The organism is Rhodobacteraceae bacterium Araon29 (assembly GCA_039640505.1).
Lineage (GTDB): Bacteria > Pseudomonadota > Alphaproteobacteria > Rhodobacterales > Rhodobacteraceae > CABZJG01.
On the sequence record CP046865.1, the window covers coordinates 3,247,936 to 3,263,839 of the forward strand.

The following is a 15,904-nucleotide window of genomic DNA, read 5'->3' on the forward strand; positions in this document are numbered from 1 at the left end:
CTACTAATGGAAGCAACCTATTCACCTTGTTCCGGACTAGCTCCAGCTTGATCTGCCCCAGAAACAGTCGCTATAACATCGACCTTCTTGTTCTCAGGCAGTTCTGTGAATGAGAGCACGTTTAAGTCGGTTAAGTGCGCTCTAATCATTTTTGATAGTTTTTTACGAATTAACGGAGCGACAATTAAAAAAGGTGTCTTACTTTCGACCATCTGCTGATCCACAACATCTGACAATTGGCGGATCATGTTTTGGGAAAGATTGCCATCAATAATCAAATCTTCTTGTTGGTTTTGCCGATCCGCATTGATTAAGAGGTTTTCAAATTCGGGATCTAACGTAATCACAGGTACCGGATCTTTGTGAGGTACAATTCTTTGCAACAATAAAGGCACCAAATGCGGGCGCAAAGCCTCTGCTGTATCTGGCACACTCATATTACGACCAGCTAATTCCGCCAATACCTCAAGTATCTTCCGCATGTCATTGATTGGAATTTGTTCCTCCAACAGCTTTTTCATCACTGCTGTCAAATTATGCATTGGAATTAGTTTAGGAACGACCGATTCAACAAGCGATGGGCTTTCCTCAGACAATTTATCAATGACTTGCTTTAACTCATCCTGACCAATCAGCTCAAAAGCGTGTTGTTCTATCATTCTTGAAAGCTGGGTGGTTATAACGGATTCGGGCTCGACCACTACATACCCTCTGGCCTCTGCAAGTGTTCTTTGTTGTTCATTGATCCAATAAGCCTCTAGACCAAAGGTTGGCTCGATAACCTTTTCACCATCCAATGCAACAGCTGCATCGCCAGTAGGGATCGTCAAAAGTCTACCCGGATAGACTTTATCTTCGGCAACAATCCGTTGACCAATTTTAATCTGGTAAAAGTTTGGCTGAAGATTGAGGTCATCTTTGATGCGAACACTGGGAATGACAAACCCTAGTGATTTCGAGAGCTCTTTGCGAATACCGGAAACTTTGGTGACCAATAATCCACTAACTTCGTCCTCAACCAAAGAAATAAGAGGGTAGCTTAGGATAACAGATATCCGAGCATTGTCGGCAATTTGATCTGCACTAACAATACCGTCATTTTCCTCGTTATCCTGATCCATATCGTCGATATCTTGCCCGTCAGAGGACACATCGCGGTTGCGCCGGTTAATCAAAAACGCAATTGTGGCTGCCGTTGCAGCAAAAGCTAAAAACAAGTTGGTTGGCATACCGGGCACAAGACCGATTATCCCGATCACAGCTGCCACTGGATACCAAGCGCGCGCTATCGCAATTTCCCCTCCAATATGCTCAGCCATCGCTTGGCTGGCAGAAACCCGCGTTACAATGATCGCAGTTGCGATTGATAACAATAATGAGGGAATTTGCGCTACAAGGCCGTCACCAATAGACAGAACTACGTAAAACTGCGCAGCATCACCGAGGCTCAAGTCATGTTGTAATAACCCAATTGAAACTCCGCCAATTATATTAATCGCAAGAATTAATATACCCGCAACCGCATCACCTTTCACAAATTTCGAAGCACCGTCCATGGCGCCATGGAAATCTGCTTCTCTTGCAACTTCACTACGTCTAAATGTTGCTTCTTCTGGTGTCAGAATTCCAGCATTCAAATCTGCGTCAATCGCCATTTGTTTGCCCGGCATCGCATCAAGTGTAAATCGAGCCGACACCTCAGAAACACGGCCCGCACCACGAGTAATAACCACCAAATTAATAATAACAAGAATGGCAAAGACAAATATCCCAACCGCAAAATTACCCGCGATAACAAATTCACCAAAAGCTTGGATCACTTGGCCAGCGGCATCAGTTCCTGTGTGCCCATTTGCTAAAACAATGCGTGTTGAAGCTACATTCAACGCCAAGCGCAAAACCGTTGCCACCAACAGCAAGGTTGGAAAACTAGAAAAATCAAGAGGCCTAAAAGTGTGTATTGCCACCATTAGGATCAGCAAGGACAATAAAATATTGAAACTAAAGAAAATATCTAACACAACCGTTGGCAATGGAAGAACCATCATTGCCACTATGAATAAAATACCCAGGGGCAGAACAGCATCGCTGAGATATCTGCGTGACCAGGAAATTCCGAATGTTTCTAAATTTGCCACTTATTTCAACCTAAAAGCCTATTCATAAATATACAAAGGCAAGAACTGTGCCATTCTCGCTCGTGGTTTAGGGTGATTTGACGTTGGCATGAATTATGCATGTATGAATTTGAACAAGCTATGGAGTAAAGCCCGTGTCGAAACATAAATTTAACTGGTCTGCAAAAAATAAATTCAAGCCGATTGCAGTTGGAACATTATGTATGGTGTTCGTGGCAGGTTGCGAAGGCAGCATTTCACTACCCCGAATAGAGCTTCCAACATCCTCAAGTTCTCAAGCTGAGTCCGATGATCTGGCTGCGATCAATAATGCTGCCGCTGCTACTGCTGCGGTCACAAAACCCAAATTAAAGGTCGTTCCGACTATTACCGGAATGGGTTACGCGAGCATTTCATCTCAACCAGCGAAATCATCAAACCAACGGCGACTGATGGCTATAAGAGCCGCACGTTTGGAAGCAATGCGTAATCTAACCGAACAGGTCCACGGTTTGAAAATCAACTCTCGAACAACAATTATTGACGCAATTGTTCAAAATGATTCTCTGCGTGCAACAGTTGAAGGCACCATCTTGGGGGCAAGGACTGTTCGTATTAACCCGGTGGGAAGTGATACCTACGAAGTGGTTTTGGAACTTGATCAAGCCTTAATCGCGACGATCATGAAAGCCGCCAGAGGCTGATTATGCTGCTAAGAGTTTTGCCCAAGGCCGCTTTTGCTGCACTTTGCATTTATCTGCTAACTGGGGCTCATACCGGCGCCCTTGCTGCAGAGATAAGTACGGTGAAGGCGTCTGGGCAGGCGGCGCTTTCCGGTCATTCAATGCAAAAAGTTCGCCGGATTGCATTAGAAGACGCCCTCTATTTAGCAGCCATCAGCGCAGGTACAGAAATTAGCGGCACCACCATTTCAACAAATGGCATTCTTGTTCGCGACGTTGTGAGTTTAAATACAAATGCCCAACTTGTTGATTTTACTGTGCTCAAAGAGGGCAAAACCGAAACACACTATCAAGTTTCCGTAGAGGCCTTTTTTGTCCAAAAAAGTAGATCTCAGTGCCAAAATCCAAGGTTTCCGTCCATTTTACTTCTAAAGCCACAGAGTTATGTTTCCTCGAATGTTGATGTTAGATACCATGAATTAGCAGGAAGTATTAGCAATCAACTCCAAGAAACCTTAGCGCAATTCTATTCTGGCGTTGTACATGACTATTCAAATTTATCCCAGGAAGACTACAAAAAATCTGCCTCCAAGAACCGCCTTTTTTCTTACTCCTCGTTGCAATCGAACCAGCCTGCGTCCAATAACGCAGACTTCATTATCGTTTCGGATGTTCGTGTGCACCGCTCTGGTAAGATCCTAAATGCTGACGTTAAATTGAATGTTCTATTGGGTTCGGATCATTCCGTTTATAGAGAATATGAACGCCGCTTGACTGCAAAGTTGCCCGAGAAATCCCCCTTCAAAACAATCAATGTACTGATGCCAAAAGATATAAACCTGAATACTGAACCGCTTATTGAACCCATTGAGCTGTTAAATCAAAATTTGGTACAAATGGCATGCAAGCCACTACAGGGGCGCTTACAAGCACAAGGGGGTCAACTTATTTTTCCGTTTGGCAGCGATGCAGGCCTGAAAACGGGTGGCTTGGCCTATGTCACTAATGGAAGCGAAAGCTGGAGCTTATTAGAAGTGACCAAAGTTTTCCCTACCTCTTCCGCCATGGTTCCAATTAACAACCTCCAAAACAAGTCTAGATTGGCAAATCAAACTGTCCGCATAATCGAGGGAACAATCAGATGATAAAAATCACATCTGCGCTAATTTTTCTGGTTCTCGGATTTGGTCCTGCATATGCAACTGAGCCTTTTGTCGTGTTACAGAACAATTCAGATAGCGGCTATGCAAGTTCTGGAAACTACAAAGTGAGGCGCGGCGATACTTTGGCTAAAATTGTTGCGCAATTTTACCCAAACGTCACAGGCAGAGCTGCATTATTTCAGCAAATTATCTCTGATAATCCACACGCTTTTTTACGAATGAACCCAAATATGCTGCTTGCTGGTAAAGTTCTAAAAATGCCGGCCATGGGTGGTATGGTACTGGATCGTGGTGATGATATTTACTTTTTTTAATCGAATATTCATCACGATTTTTGGGCTCTGTTTTATAGCAGAGGCTACCTTTGCAGAGGATAGATTTACTGGAAGCATGCTGAAAGAAGAAATAATTGCTCAGGCTCAAAAGTCTGGAGTTCAGGTTTCTCCAATTATTTCAGATCATAAAATATTTTACCCTTGCAAAACAGACTTAATAATTAGACCCAAATTCGACACGTGGGAAACTATTCAAATCTCTTGCACCAAGCCATATGCATGGAATTTAGTGTTCAGATCAAAGGTTATATCGACAGGAACTCCAGCGCCTGAAGGGGACCAAGAGCAAAAAGAAACATTTATTTATGTTGTATTTGACAGACCAGTTCAGAAGGGCACCGTTCTTTCGGCGGCAGACGTTGCGCAAGTGGCAAATTTTGCAACGTGGATTCCAGGAGCGTTTTCAACAAAGGATCAATTGATTGGAAGAAAATTAGCACAATCGGTACCGAAAGGTGCTCCAATTTTAGCACGCCACCTCACTCTTGATTATGCAGTTGAAAAAAACGCAATAATTGATATTATCCTTTATCGCTCAGGAATTGAGGTGACTGGCAAAGGGATAGCATTATCTAATGGCCAAATTGGGGAAATTATAAGTGTTTCCAATCTATCCAGTGGGACAAAATTAAAAGCATTAATAAAAAATCGCCATCAAGCACAAATAATTTCTAAACAATTGAACTGAGGGACCGTTATATGTTACGAAGAGAAGCAAAGCAATGATTGGGCAATGACTGCCCAGGAGTTTAATTATGGTTGATACAGTACAAAACCTAGTTGGAACAACAGCAGCTGTTGTGGTCCCAGAGACGTCAAGTGCGCCGAAGGTTTCAACTGGTGGAACAGGGGCCACTTCTGGCTCAGGCGAAGTTGGCACAACTGCGCCTGCCTCCCCAGTTACCGCATCCGACGCTGGCAGCGTGTCAGTAGATGTGAACTCTGCGATGGGGTCAGTGGTGGATGCAATGAAGGATATGCCTCCCCCAATTGATCTTGAAGCTGTTTCACGGTTGAAAGCAGAAATCGCAAACAATGAATACCCAGTGGATTACGATAAAATCTCTGATGCGCTGATGGCGTCACTGAACGAAATTGTTTAGCGGCGGGCGTTTTGACAGGTTCGCATAAAGAGATATTTGACAATATCCTTTTAGACTTAGCGAAACTACGAGACATACGAAAAGATAGTTCGGACTACTTAAAACGCTGTAATGAAATTGTCTCAGAACTTGAGACTGCCCTCGCTGATATATCAGCCGAGGGATTTGTGCTTAGTAGCAATGAAAAAACGTTAATTGCAGAAATTTATAGCCAACTTACAGCCGAAGAAACCTATGCAAACACCGCTTCTGATTTGCGCAGTATCTCCGATTTAAACAGGCTTTTAAACAATGGATAACGCTTTAAAGTGGATCGAAGGCAACCCTGCCCTGCTCTTAGGACTCATTACTGTATTATTAATCCTCAACCTGTTGGTGATATTTATTTTAGCTTCAAGGTTTGCAGATCTAAGACGGGAAATAAAGGGGCTGGGCTTTGGCAGTAATGGTTTACGTCACATGACCGGCAATGGTTTGGGTCAGAACGCGACTAAACAATTGCAACAGACGTCTGCTTCAAACTCAACAAATCATGGCCTCCCGGACTCTTTGCTGATCGAAAAAGCCATAGCAATGATCAAAGCGAGCACTCCACTTTCTCAAATACAATCGGATCTTGGTATTGATAGTCGTTACCTTGAAATATTAATTAAACAGCATAAACCATAAAAGCCAAATTATTCGACGACTTCAATCAGCCAGTTTTTTCCAGCAAAGAGCGTTGCTGCCATCTGCTGGGCCTCAATTAAATCAGCCGGCTCTAATTCAGCTTCGATCTCATTGCGCAATTCCAGCGCTTTCTTCACGCCAATCGCAGCGGCCAAAGCCCGTAGCGCATAAGCGGATTTATAATCGGGCTCAATCACAATGCTCAGATGATATTCAGCAAGCTGTAAAATTACCTTGCTGTCGCCTTCCTCGAAGCGGCTATCCAGCACTTTTTTGACCTGCAACCTAATAGTTTCTTTTGTGTCATCAGGGATTACTTCAACCAATTCTTCACATAGCTTTGATGCTTTCGCATTCCCGCCCACGTCTGCCAACCAAGCCCATTTCAAGCTTTGCGCATAATTTGCAGGATGGCCAAGGCCCTTTCGCAAAAGTATTGCCAAATTATACTGGGCATCATGATCTGTTGCTTCCGCCAGGGACAAAAATCCTTCATACGCTGCGCCGTAATTTTCATCACGCACCGCCTGAACCGCGTCATTAAACGGTGTACCGTGCCCATCCGCCATTGCCAAAAACGGGGCCGTTGAAAATAAAATCAGGCTTAAAATTAGAAACCTCAAGTGGTCAAAGCATACCTTCATTCTGAGCCCTCTTTTTTTTACTGATCAGCCAGCAACAATTTCTTCATTGTGACTTTATCGGATATGACCAAAAAGGCAAACATCGTAAAATCATCAAGTATTAATTCATATTTTCCAACACTTTCCGACCCTAATTCCCTAAACAATTCTACCTGCGTGCCGTTTAACAATGTGAGCTGGATTCTTGACCTAAAATCTGAGAAGTCCGGCGACATCATGGCGCTGGGCGTCGAACGCCGATTTAGTCGGCACAACAAGGAGAAACAAAAATGGCACTTACTGTTGCTACAAATACCGGCGCGTTGATGGCCCAGGCGGCTGCCAGCAGCGTCAATAAAGAGATGGAAGTCTCAATGGAGCGGCTTTCAACCGGAAAAAGAATTAACGGCGCTTCTGATGATGCTGCGGGCGTGGCAATTGCTTCACGTCTGACTTCTGAAATCAAAGGAACAAACCAAGCGATCCGCAATGCCTTAGACGGTCAGGCAATGCTTGATACAGCCGAAGGCGCACACCAAGAAGTTGAAAATATTTTGCAGCGGATGCGTGAGCTTGCTGTTCAGTCTGCAAACGATACAAATGACGCAAATGACCGGACCAATATCCAAAGCGAACTGAACCAACTGGTTAATGAAATTGATCGTATTTCAAGCACAACCACTTGGGCCGGCCAAAAGCTCTTGGATGGGTCTGATACCAATGGCATCAACCTACAGGTCGGGTCAGGCACAGCTGCCGCCGATTTTATTAATGTGACAGTAAACTCAATTTCATCAAGTACACTGAACTTGAGCGGTGCCGCAACACAGGGTGGTGTTACTGATGGGTCAAAAGATCTCGGTGCTGCAGGCACAGGTTACACCATCTCTGGCAATGTTATCACGATTTCCGCCGACACAACTGCTGGCGGGACACTTGGACTAGCCATGGGCGACGGTACTACAGTGACTGCGACTACTGCATTGGCTGCCGATATCAGCACTGGCCAACTTGCCTTGAATACAGCAGCTGCAACTGTTGCCGAAGGTCTGAACAAGGCTGCAGCCTTTGCTAAATTTACAGCTGTGGCGTCAACTGATGGGACCGGAACGATCACTATCAATAAGGGTGCGATCACCGTTTCCAACACTAGTGAAGCACAGACAGCGGTCACAAAGGTTGATGCGGCAATTCAGACATTGAACGCCCAGCGTGCGACTCTGGGTGCTTATTCAAACCGTCTTGATAGCACAGTGAGCAACTTGACAAATGTAAGCTCAAACTTGCAAGCGGGTCGCGGCCGGATTGAAGATGCAGATTTCGCCGCCGAGACAACGAACTTGGCAAAATCGCAAATCCTTCAGCAAGCTTCAACAGCGATGCTCGCGCAGGCAAATGCAGCCAAGCAGAACGTGTTGAGCCTGCTTCAAGGTTAATCCGAAAACGGATACATACACTGCTCAGACCAAAAAAGGCCCAAGGTTTCCCTTGGGCCTTTTGCATATTTAAAAAATGGTTATTCAGTCACCTAACCCCAATGCCCTGGCCTTTGGAACGTTTAAATTCAGCTTAGGCAGCATATAGATTTTCTAGATACATTTAATCCTAAGATGACGGGGTACACAAATCGATCTAAAGGCCCCCTTGAATTTGACTAACAACCTACATCCGAACAGGCTGCGTACACGGCAGAACAGAATTACATTCAATAAAGCCAATTATGTTTGATGCAAAAGCGTTTAGGCAGGCATCAAACTTTGGCCAATATTGCGAGCCAAATTTAAAGGCAGCTCGCCTCTCCCATGAGGCAAGACCGCATTGTTAAATCTCTGGGGCAGAGTGCGTCTAGCAATCCCATTGGTTTTGGTTCTTAGGTATTCTGTTTCAGCGACCAAATAGGTGCTATAATAGAGCCACGTGATAAGATTATCACTCATGGCGGCATAATACCACACACCACAACAGCACAATTTAGCTACGCAAGAAACAACAACAGGAGGTTTGAGGGGCGTGCCGACTAAGTGTGTGACCTAAGAGTGATACCGACTTGTTTGGTAAAGAGCGACACCATATGGACATCAAATTTAAAGTTATGCGCCGCACAAAACTCAATTAACGCTTTATATTCGTCATTTTCCCATTCTTGGTTGACGATCAACTCATCAAACACCAAAATCGTTTTTGCATCAATGACAGGTAGAGAATGATTTAACGCACACAGCGTTGATGAATACAAATCTGCATCAAAGTTAATCAAGCTAGCCATGGGCCGTTTTTTTGCGAAAAACCTTGGCAGCGATTCACTAAATTCCCCAACAATAAACTGTCCCCCCACTATTTTGGGGATGTTCCCAAAGCTGGAATAAGTCCCCTGAGGTACCGTATTCCAATCCTCGGGAAGGCCGGTGAATGTATCAAACCCGTAGCCTTTTTTGTAAGCTTTGATCAGGTAATTAAATGACTCGCCCATCCATACGCCGTACTCATAAAATGGCCTTGTTTTGTCAGACATTTTGATTGCCGCATCAAAAAGTGACCACCGATTAAAATGCAAATCGGGAAGCTTTGGAAGCGATAAAATCCAGTCGATCGAGCGAAGAACAGAGTCAGAAGCTACATCTGTGCTCATCAGCCAATCAAAAAATTGACGATCGCCTTTATACGCATTGATGGCGGCCAGAGTATATACCGCTGGCTCATAGTTGGCATCCTTTTCAAGGCACAATTCAACAATGGCTTTGGCTACATCGAGATCCTTCGTGGTCGAATGAAGGTTCCAATATGCACTTGCTTTGTTCGGATCTAATTCAATGGACTTTAAAAAGTGTTTTTGAGCTGTCACCATATCTGCCTGATCGGTCGCAACATTGCCAAAGTTATTATACGCCTGTGCAAAATCCGGTTTCAAATGGATCGCCATTTTTAAATGATCTTCGGCACGGTCTAAAAACCCAATGTTTTTATAGGCAACTGCAATATTGTTATGGGCATTGGGCAATTTAGGATTTTCATCAAGCACCACTTTATAATGATGTATGGCGGTATGAACTTTATCAATAAGGGCGCTGGTTTCAGCGATGATATTGTTTAGGAATATTGATCTTGGATGCTTTAACAATAATTCCTGTGCAATTGCCAATACTGCTTCATAGCTACCCTTGCCAAATAATGTAGAGAGTATGTTAACAAAGGTTTGATCGACTTGGCTTGGAACTATCGGGCCAGAGTTATTGAGCGAAGAATGCGTTTTGTAAGGACCGGTTGGTACGACCGAAGACGTTTCCTGCACATCACTTGCTATAGATGACGAGGTCATCGACGCGGAAAGATCAGAGGTTTGGTTACCATAATATTGTGACATTTCAGGCTCCTAGGTTACCATTGAATACGGTAACAAGAGCCTGAAGTTTAGCTTTTGGCAGACATTAAACTATGAGAATTTTGGAACTGAAATACTTTCGATTTCAAAGGAGCTTAAGAACGACGCAAACGCGTTTCGACTGCAGCCTCGTCTCGCAGTATTGCTAAAACTTCTTGTCTATAAACTGGCTTAACAGCACCAGACGGCAAACCTTGGTTTCTGCCTTTTTTTTGGTCAAATCTTTGTTTTGGAAAATTTGTCTTTACACCAATTGCTTTGCGCCATTTATAGCTGCAATGAGAACACACCACTTTGTAGTAGCCTCGTGGCATATTGACGATTGGTACAGAATAATCAGTTCCACAACACGGGCAAGAAAATCGCATTCAGAGCGCTCCTTAGGCTACTTTTCATTTGTTATTTTTACTTGCTCGATAGGCTTATTAGTAACATTCGGAAAGTTAATGAGCAAACAAAATTTATTCTTAATTATTTATAAATCACTATATATTTTTGCGTATTCCAAGATCTTCTATAAAAAGATGAAACCTTGAACCAATCTAATTAAACCGACATAATTGCCTCCAGTCAGCATATAAAGTTAGAAACTTGGATTGATGATAAAACCGCCCCAAAGTAGTGATATGGCTGATAGGATTGCCAGTCAAAGCTGGCAACTTCTAAAACCGCATTTGGACCTTCAATTTTCGCGGCTAAGCTCAGTGTCGCCCCAATCAATAGGAACTACAGTTTCCGTTACAAACCAATCAATCAGCCACTTACTGGCAACAATTCTGCCAGAGGTGCTTTCGTCTCTCAATCAAGCCCCAATGGAAGCAATAAGCAGCGCTAAAATCAATCAAGTTCTTTTGGGTTATAGATTTACAATTATACAAAAAGACCACTCATTAAAGTCTATTTACATGGCAGATAAAATAAAAAAATATCTACCCCTCATCTCAAAAATACAATCTTTACATCTTCCACTCTCTCAGCCCTCGGAAGAGAGGCTTGTTCTGCAACCCAATGTTGTCATTGCATCATTTCCTTTTCCAAACGCACCTATATCTTCTGAATACTTCAAGTATTTTGAATTATTTCAAAAGAAGAATCTGCCATCCCATAAAAAGCCAAATAAAAAGAAACGAAGGCACTTAAAGCGCAAAAGAAATTGACATGCACCTTCAGATAGAAACTTAAATTGACTGGTTTACTGGCTTTAATTCGGCTCAAAAAGTGAATGAGCCTTCATTTTATCTAGAAGAATAGGGACGTCTACCCCAAGTCTAGCTGCAGCTTGATCAATACTGCCTTCAGTTTCGCGCAAAGCTGCTTGAATTAGAGTACCTTCGATATTTTCCAAAAATTTCTTTAAACTTATAGGCTGATTATTCTCAAATATATTTGAATATTCTGAAAAAATATTTTGCTTATCTTCAAATGGCGGAAAAGTGCCAAGTGAAAGCTGTCTGTCATTTGTCGACTTAGCAGCGTCCCAAAGAGTTGCTTGCTCATCCGAATTAGAGAGAGCGTTGGTGAAATTAGGCATCAACGGACGGACTTGTTGCAAGGTCAACAATTTTCCGCTGTAAAGTACAGAGCATTTCTGTAAAAAATTTGCCAACTCCCGAATATTACCTGGCCAATCATATGAACATAAAAATCCGATTGCCTCTTTGTCAAACTTGGCTGGTATTATTTTCTTTTCGGTTTTTTTAAGTTTAATCGATAGAATTTTAATCAGCTCTTCTATGTCTTCGGTTCTTTCAGACAAAGGCGGGTTTTCAATCGTATAGACAGCAATTCTGTAAAGTAGATCTGCTCTAAACTTACCTCGTCTTGCTAAAGAGCCTATATCGGCATGAGTTGCACATACCAATCTAAAATCAACAGGCAGCAATTTTTCAGAACCAATTTTTTGAACAGTTTTGGTTTCTAACACTCGGAGTAGCTTGGCCTGCAATGAAAACGGCATGTCCCCTATTTCATCTAGGAATAGGGTTCCACCAGCCGCTTCCTCTACTTTGCCTTTGCGGCCCTTATCTGCGCCGGTAAAAGACCCTTTCTCATACCCAAATAATTCAGCCTCTAAAAGTTCAGCAGGAATAGCAGCTGAGTTGACAGCCACGAATTTTCCACTTCTGCCAGATAGTTTATGTATTCCTTTTGCAATTAATTCTTTGCCTGACCCTGTCGGCCCGACGGCTAGAACATTCACAGGGTAGGGAGCAGCAAGTTCTATATGTCTTCGAACTTCTTTCATTTTTTCGGAAGAGCCCGCTATCAAGCTTTCCAGAAATTTTGAACCTGCCATAAAACTTCCATACTTTTGAAATTGCTTTGCTATATCCTCGTTTTTGCATCATTTTAAACAATTATCCAGAATTAATAATCACAAAATATCTTACTGCATAAATTTCCCAAGAATTTTGGCATGCAATTTGCCTGTTATAGCTTGAAGGAGATAAAAATGCTTTACTCGCTACAGGCCACAGAATTCTCAGCTGGCAAAGAAATACTGAATATACTTCAGAACTACCAGTGTAGTACCGTCGAGCATGCCGATCCCAAGGAAAGTATAGATAGGCCCGCTGAAAAAGTGAAAGCTATATTGAGCGCGGCTTTTGAAAAAAAGGTTGGCGGTCTAAAAAGCGTAGTGGAAATTGCAAAAAAAAGAAGTGCCAAGTCTATTGTTATAATTGAAGAAGGCGCAGACGAATTAAAAGTTGAACGCTCGATGAATGGGGCCATGCTGCGCATTGCTATCCCATCTGTGAATGACAGCCTAGAAAAATCATTTTTATTGAACCTAATCGTCAGCTTCATAACCCAAGGTGAAAGCACAATTGCCGCTGATAAAACTTCAATTGAATTACTAACTCTGGCACGAAAAGTTTCAAAATCTAATGTGAATGTATTTATCAACGGGCCTACCGGCAGCGGCAAAGAAGTACTCGCCCAATATATCCACAATAATTCCCCACGTTGTGAAAACCCCTTTGTGGCAATCAACTGCGCTGCAATACCCGAGAATATGCTTGAAGCTCTTCTTTTTGGGCATAAGAAAGGCGCATTTACGGGCGCATCCACAGCAAGTGATGGAATTTTCAAAGCTGCCGATGGGGGAACACTTCTTCTGGATGAAATCTCGGAAATGTCGATGCCGCTTCAGGCAAAACTACTGCGTGTTTTACAAGAAAAGTCAGTTGTGCCTTTAGGGGATTCAAAGTCTATTCCTGTAGATGTAAGAACACTGGCAACTTCAAACCGTAATATTCCTCAAGAAATTAGGCGCGGAAACTTTAGAGAAGACTTATATTTTCGTCTGAATGTTTTCCCACTAGCCACCCATTCTTTGAGCGAGAGAGTAAACGATATCATTCCAATAGCAGCAGAGCTTTTGGTAAGACATCAAACTGATGTTGAAGATTTCCCAACTATTTCTGGCGAAGCGCTCGAAAGGCTACGTGATTACTCTTGGCCAGGCAATGTTCGTGAGTTGGAAAACGTAATTCAGCGAGCAAATGTCTTAAGAAATAACCGCTTGATTAGCCTGCAAGATATAATGATCGATGCTCCAGCATTGGAAGATCAACCAGAAAATAACTTGGTTTCACAAGTTTAAGGGGGGAATTGAAGATGTCAGGAATTTCAGGCGTAAGTAGTTTGCAAGCCATTCAGTCATCACATGATGCAGCTGTAAGCAAAAGTGATGCGATAAAACAGAAGTTAGATAATGGAAGTAATGCAAAGTCAGAATCCTTTGCCTTTGCAGATCGTTTGGAACAGTCGTTAAATTCTGTATCGGATGCACAGAGCCAAGCAGCACAATCTGTTCGTGACTATGAACTTGGCAGGGAACAAGATTTATCAAAGGTAATGATAGATCAACAAATTTCCTCGCTTGGCTTTCAGCTTACGTTGAATGTCAGAAACAAGGCACTTAGTGCCTATAAAGAAATAATGAATATGCCTGTTTAATCAGGGGAAAACTGAAAATATGTCTGATACATCCACAAATGCTGTAAACGTTGTCCCACAACAAACCGGTTTGATTTCCACAGTTGGTTCGTCATTTCGGCAAGCCAATGATTTTTATAGGCAGCCAAGTATTCAAAGGGCTCTGCCAAGTGTAGCTGCAGCGATCGTTGCAATAATTGGAATAGTTATATTTACAACTTTACAAACACCTGATCGCACAACCTTGTTTGCGTCCTTGAGCGAAAGTGAAAAGTCGCGTGTTTTTGATGCTTTGAAAAATAGTGGAATGGACGTTCAAATCGACCCTGCAACTGGGGAATTGACAGTTCCGGTCGATGATTATCACACCGCTAAGCTCAATCTGGCAGCCCAAGGAATTCCAATGCAAGCGGCAGATGGATATGGCTCTTTGGATAATATGCCAATGGGTACAAGTCGATCTGTAGAAAACCTTAAAATCAAGCAATCATTAGAGTATGAACTAGCCCGCTCTATTGGGGAAATCGAGACAGTTTCAAATGCCAGAGTACATTTAGCAATTCCGGAAAGATCTGCTTTTGCAAGAAATGCACAGGAGCCAAGCGCCTCAGTGTTTGTTGAATTGGGAGTGGGTCGTTCGTTAAACTCACAACAAGTTGAGGCTATAGTAAACCTTGTGTCTTCCTCTGTCCCAAATTTGGGGAAAAACAAAGTTTCTATAGTTGACCAGTCCGGCCGTTTATTATCAAATTCCATAGAGGATCCGGCTTCAACCGCATCGGAGCTTCAATTTCAATACCGCATGCGTATCGAAAACATTTATCGTTCCAGAGTAGAACGGCTTCTGACACCAATTGTCGGACCAGGGAATATTTCATCTCAGGTCAATATTGAAATTGATTTCACTACATTAGAAGTTACTGAAGACCGCGTTCTCCCAAATGATACTGTTTTGTTAAGCCAACAAACAAGCCGTGACGAAGAAGTAATGGGCAAATCTGGGGGCATTCCAGGAGCTATTAGTAACCAACCGCCCAGCGCAACTACTTTCAAAACGGTTGATCAAGTCGCAGAAAAAACTGACGTCAACGGCAATCAAACTACTATTACTGATCCCGCCGCATCGGAAGAAGCCAACATAGACAAAACAGTTGGCACATATGCACCGGGCAAGTCAGGTTCATCCCCACTACAGTCTCAAGAAATTAGCGAAACCAAACTTCGCTCAAGCAGTGAAGTTCAGAATTTTGAGGTGAGTAGACAGATATCAACCAAAAAAATGCCTTCAGCGACAATTCAAAAAATAACCGTTGCTGTATTGCTGCGCGAACAGACGACTGTTGACGCTAATGGAGAAGTTCAGACAATTAAAATCAGCCCAGCTGAGAAGTCCGAAATTCAAGATTTAGTTGCTAGCGCACTTGGGCTTACACCAGAGCGCGGTGATAAAGTGATCATCACCACCCGACCTTTTGTTACAAAAATAATCGATGGTATTGAAACCAAATGGTATCAAGAAACATGGCTTAAAGACTTAGCGAACAGGTCTTTGATGCTTTTGATTATTACGGTTGTGTCGCTGGCCGTTATTCGCCCGCTGCTATCGCGTCTGCTGACACCTTCGCAAGACTCTCTTAAAGCTTCTTTCGCAGAAGCAAGTTTAGAAGACTTGGAAAACATGGAACTCGAAGAAGGCCAATCCCTAGAGGATCTCAAAGCTAAGCTCAAACCCAAAAAAGCAACTATTTCAGCTGAGATGTTGGATACTGCAAACTCATACGATGATAAAGTGGCTTTGATACGGATGATGGTAACAGATGAAGCAGGCAGGGTTTCAAACGTCTTCAAAGCAATGATGCAAGACGACCTTGATGTGATATAGTAAAGGTA

General features: G+C 42.9%; 17 protein-coding genes. 12 read left to right on the forward strand and 5 right to left on the reverse strand.

Going from position 1 to position 15,904, the window contains the following annotated elements; translation table 11 throughout:
* Positions 1–17: 17 nt before the first annotated feature.
* Positions 18–2,048: a flagellar type III secretion system protein FlhA gene (gene flhA, locus GN278_15740; GenBank protein ID XAT62702.1), complete on the reverse strand. Its 2,031-nt coding sequence runs from the start codon at positions 2,046–2,048 to the stop codon at positions 18–20.
* A gap of 293 nt (positions 2,049–2,341) precedes the next feature.
* Here flhA and GN278_15745 point away from each other — a divergent pair, with 293 nt between their 5' ends.
* The 7 genes from GN278_15745 (at position 2,342) to GN278_15775 (ending at position 6,070) form a co-directional block, all read left to right on the forward strand.
* Positions 2,342–2,821 (forward strand): hypothetical protein, encoded by a 480-nt coding sequence (locus tag GN278_15745; GenBank protein XAT62703.1) that lies wholly within the window; start codon positions 2,342–2,344, stop codon positions 2,819–2,821.
* A 2-nt stretch (positions 2,822–2,823) separates the two neighbouring features.
* The gene (locus tag GN278_15750) at positions 2,824–3,945 is read left to right on the forward strand and encodes a hypothetical protein (GenBank protein XAT62091.1); all 1,122 of its coding nucleotides are present in this window, start codon (positions 2,824–2,826) and stop codon (positions 3,943–3,945) included.
* On the forward strand, positions 3,942–4,277 hold the full coding sequence (locus GN278_15755) for a hypothetical protein (protein ID XAT62092.1): 336 nt from the start codon (positions 3,942–3,944) through the stop codon (positions 4,275–4,277). The genes GN278_15750 and GN278_15755 overlap by 4 nt, the downstream gene beginning before the upstream one ends.
* A complete protein-coding gene (gene flgA, locus GN278_15760) occupies positions 4,258–4,986 on the forward strand; it encodes a flagellar basal body P-ring formation protein FlgA (protein ID XAT62093.1) in 729 nt (242 codons plus the stop codon). Before GN278_15755 ends, flgA begins: the two co-directional genes overlap by 20 nt.
* 67 nt (positions 4,987–5,053) lie before the next feature.
* On the forward strand, positions 5,054–5,401 hold the full coding sequence (locus GN278_15765; GenBank protein XAT62094.1) for a flagellar biosynthesis protein FlgM: 348 nt from the start codon (positions 5,054–5,056) through the stop codon (positions 5,399–5,401).
* Between the two features lie 11 nt (positions 5,402–5,412).
* Positions 5,413–5,700: a hypothetical protein gene (locus GN278_15770; protein ID XAT62095.1), complete on the forward strand. Its 288-nt coding sequence runs from the start codon at positions 5,413–5,415 to the stop codon at positions 5,698–5,700.
* A complete protein-coding gene (locus GN278_15775) occupies positions 5,693–6,070 on the forward strand; it encodes a hypothetical protein (protein ID XAT62096.1) in 378 nt (125 codons plus the stop codon). Before GN278_15770 ends, GN278_15775 begins: the two co-directional genes overlap by 8 nt.
* Positions 6,071–6,078: 8 nt before the next feature.
* Here GN278_15775 and GN278_15780 read toward each other — a convergent pair whose 3' ends face one another.
* Positions 6,079–6,714: a hypothetical protein gene (locus tag GN278_15780; GenBank protein ID XAT62097.1), complete on the reverse strand. Its 636-nt coding sequence runs from the start codon at positions 6,712–6,714 to the stop codon at positions 6,079–6,081.
* A 269-nt stretch (positions 6,715–6,983) separates the two neighbouring features.
* Here GN278_15780 and GN278_15785 point away from each other — a divergent pair, with 269 nt between their 5' ends.
* Complete coding sequence (locus GN278_15785) at positions 6,984–8,129, forward strand: flagellin (GenBank protein ID XAT62098.1); 1,146 nt, start codon at positions 6,984–6,986, stop codon at positions 8,127–8,129.
* Between the two features lie 581 nt (positions 8,130–8,710).
* On the opposite strand, the gene GN278_15790 is transcribed toward GN278_15785, so the two are convergent.
* Both GN278_15790 and GN278_15795 read right to left on the reverse strand, forming a co-directional pair.
* Positions 8,711–10,054 carry a hypothetical protein gene (locus tag GN278_15790; protein XAT62099.1) on the reverse strand — a complete coding sequence of 448 codons (1,344 nt, stop codon included), beginning with the start codon at positions 10,052–10,054 and terminating at the stop codon, positions 8,711–8,713.
* Between the two features lie 113 nt (positions 10,055–10,167).
* Positions 10,168–10,440, reverse strand: a complete 273-nt coding sequence (locus GN278_15795) for a hypothetical protein (GenBank protein XAT62100.1) — start codon at positions 10,438–10,440, stop codon at positions 10,168–10,170.
* Positions 10,441–10,698: 258 nt separating this feature from the next.
* Between GN278_15795 and GN278_15800 the strand changes: the two genes are divergently transcribed.
* Positions 10,699–11,229, forward strand: coding sequence for a hypothetical protein (locus GN278_15800; protein ID XAT62101.1), 531 nt, complete (start codon positions 10,699–10,701; stop codon positions 11,227–11,229).
* A gap of 44 nt (positions 11,230–11,273) precedes the next feature.
* On the opposite strand, the gene GN278_15805 is transcribed toward GN278_15800, so the two are convergent.
* Positions 11,274–12,368: an AAA domain-containing protein gene (locus GN278_15805; GenBank protein XAT62102.1), complete on the reverse strand. Its 1,095-nt coding sequence runs from the start codon at positions 12,366–12,368 to the stop codon at positions 11,274–11,276.
* A gap of 156 nt (positions 12,369–12,524) precedes the next feature.
* Here GN278_15805 and GN278_15810 point away from each other — a divergent pair, with 156 nt between their 5' ends.
* Genes GN278_15810 through fliF form a run of 3 tightly spaced genes read left to right on the forward strand, consistent with a single transcriptional unit; the run spans position 12,525 to position 15,896 of the window.
* Complete coding sequence (locus GN278_15810) at positions 12,525–13,679, forward strand: AAA domain-containing protein (GenBank protein ID XAT62103.1); 1,155 nt, start codon at positions 12,525–12,527, stop codon at positions 13,677–13,679.
* Between the two features lie 14 nt (positions 13,680–13,693).
* Positions 13,694–14,035, forward strand: coding sequence for a flagellar hook-basal body complex protein FliE (fliE, locus tag GN278_15815; protein XAT62104.1), 342 nt, complete (start codon positions 13,694–13,696; stop codon positions 14,033–14,035).
* 19 nt (positions 14,036–14,054) lie between these two features.
* Positions 14,055–15,896, forward strand: a complete 1,842-nt coding sequence (gene fliF / locus GN278_15820) for a flagellar M-ring protein FliF (GenBank protein ID XAT62105.1) — start codon at positions 14,055–14,057, stop codon at positions 15,894–15,896.
* The last annotated feature ends 8 nt before the right edge of the window (positions 15,897–15,904 follow it).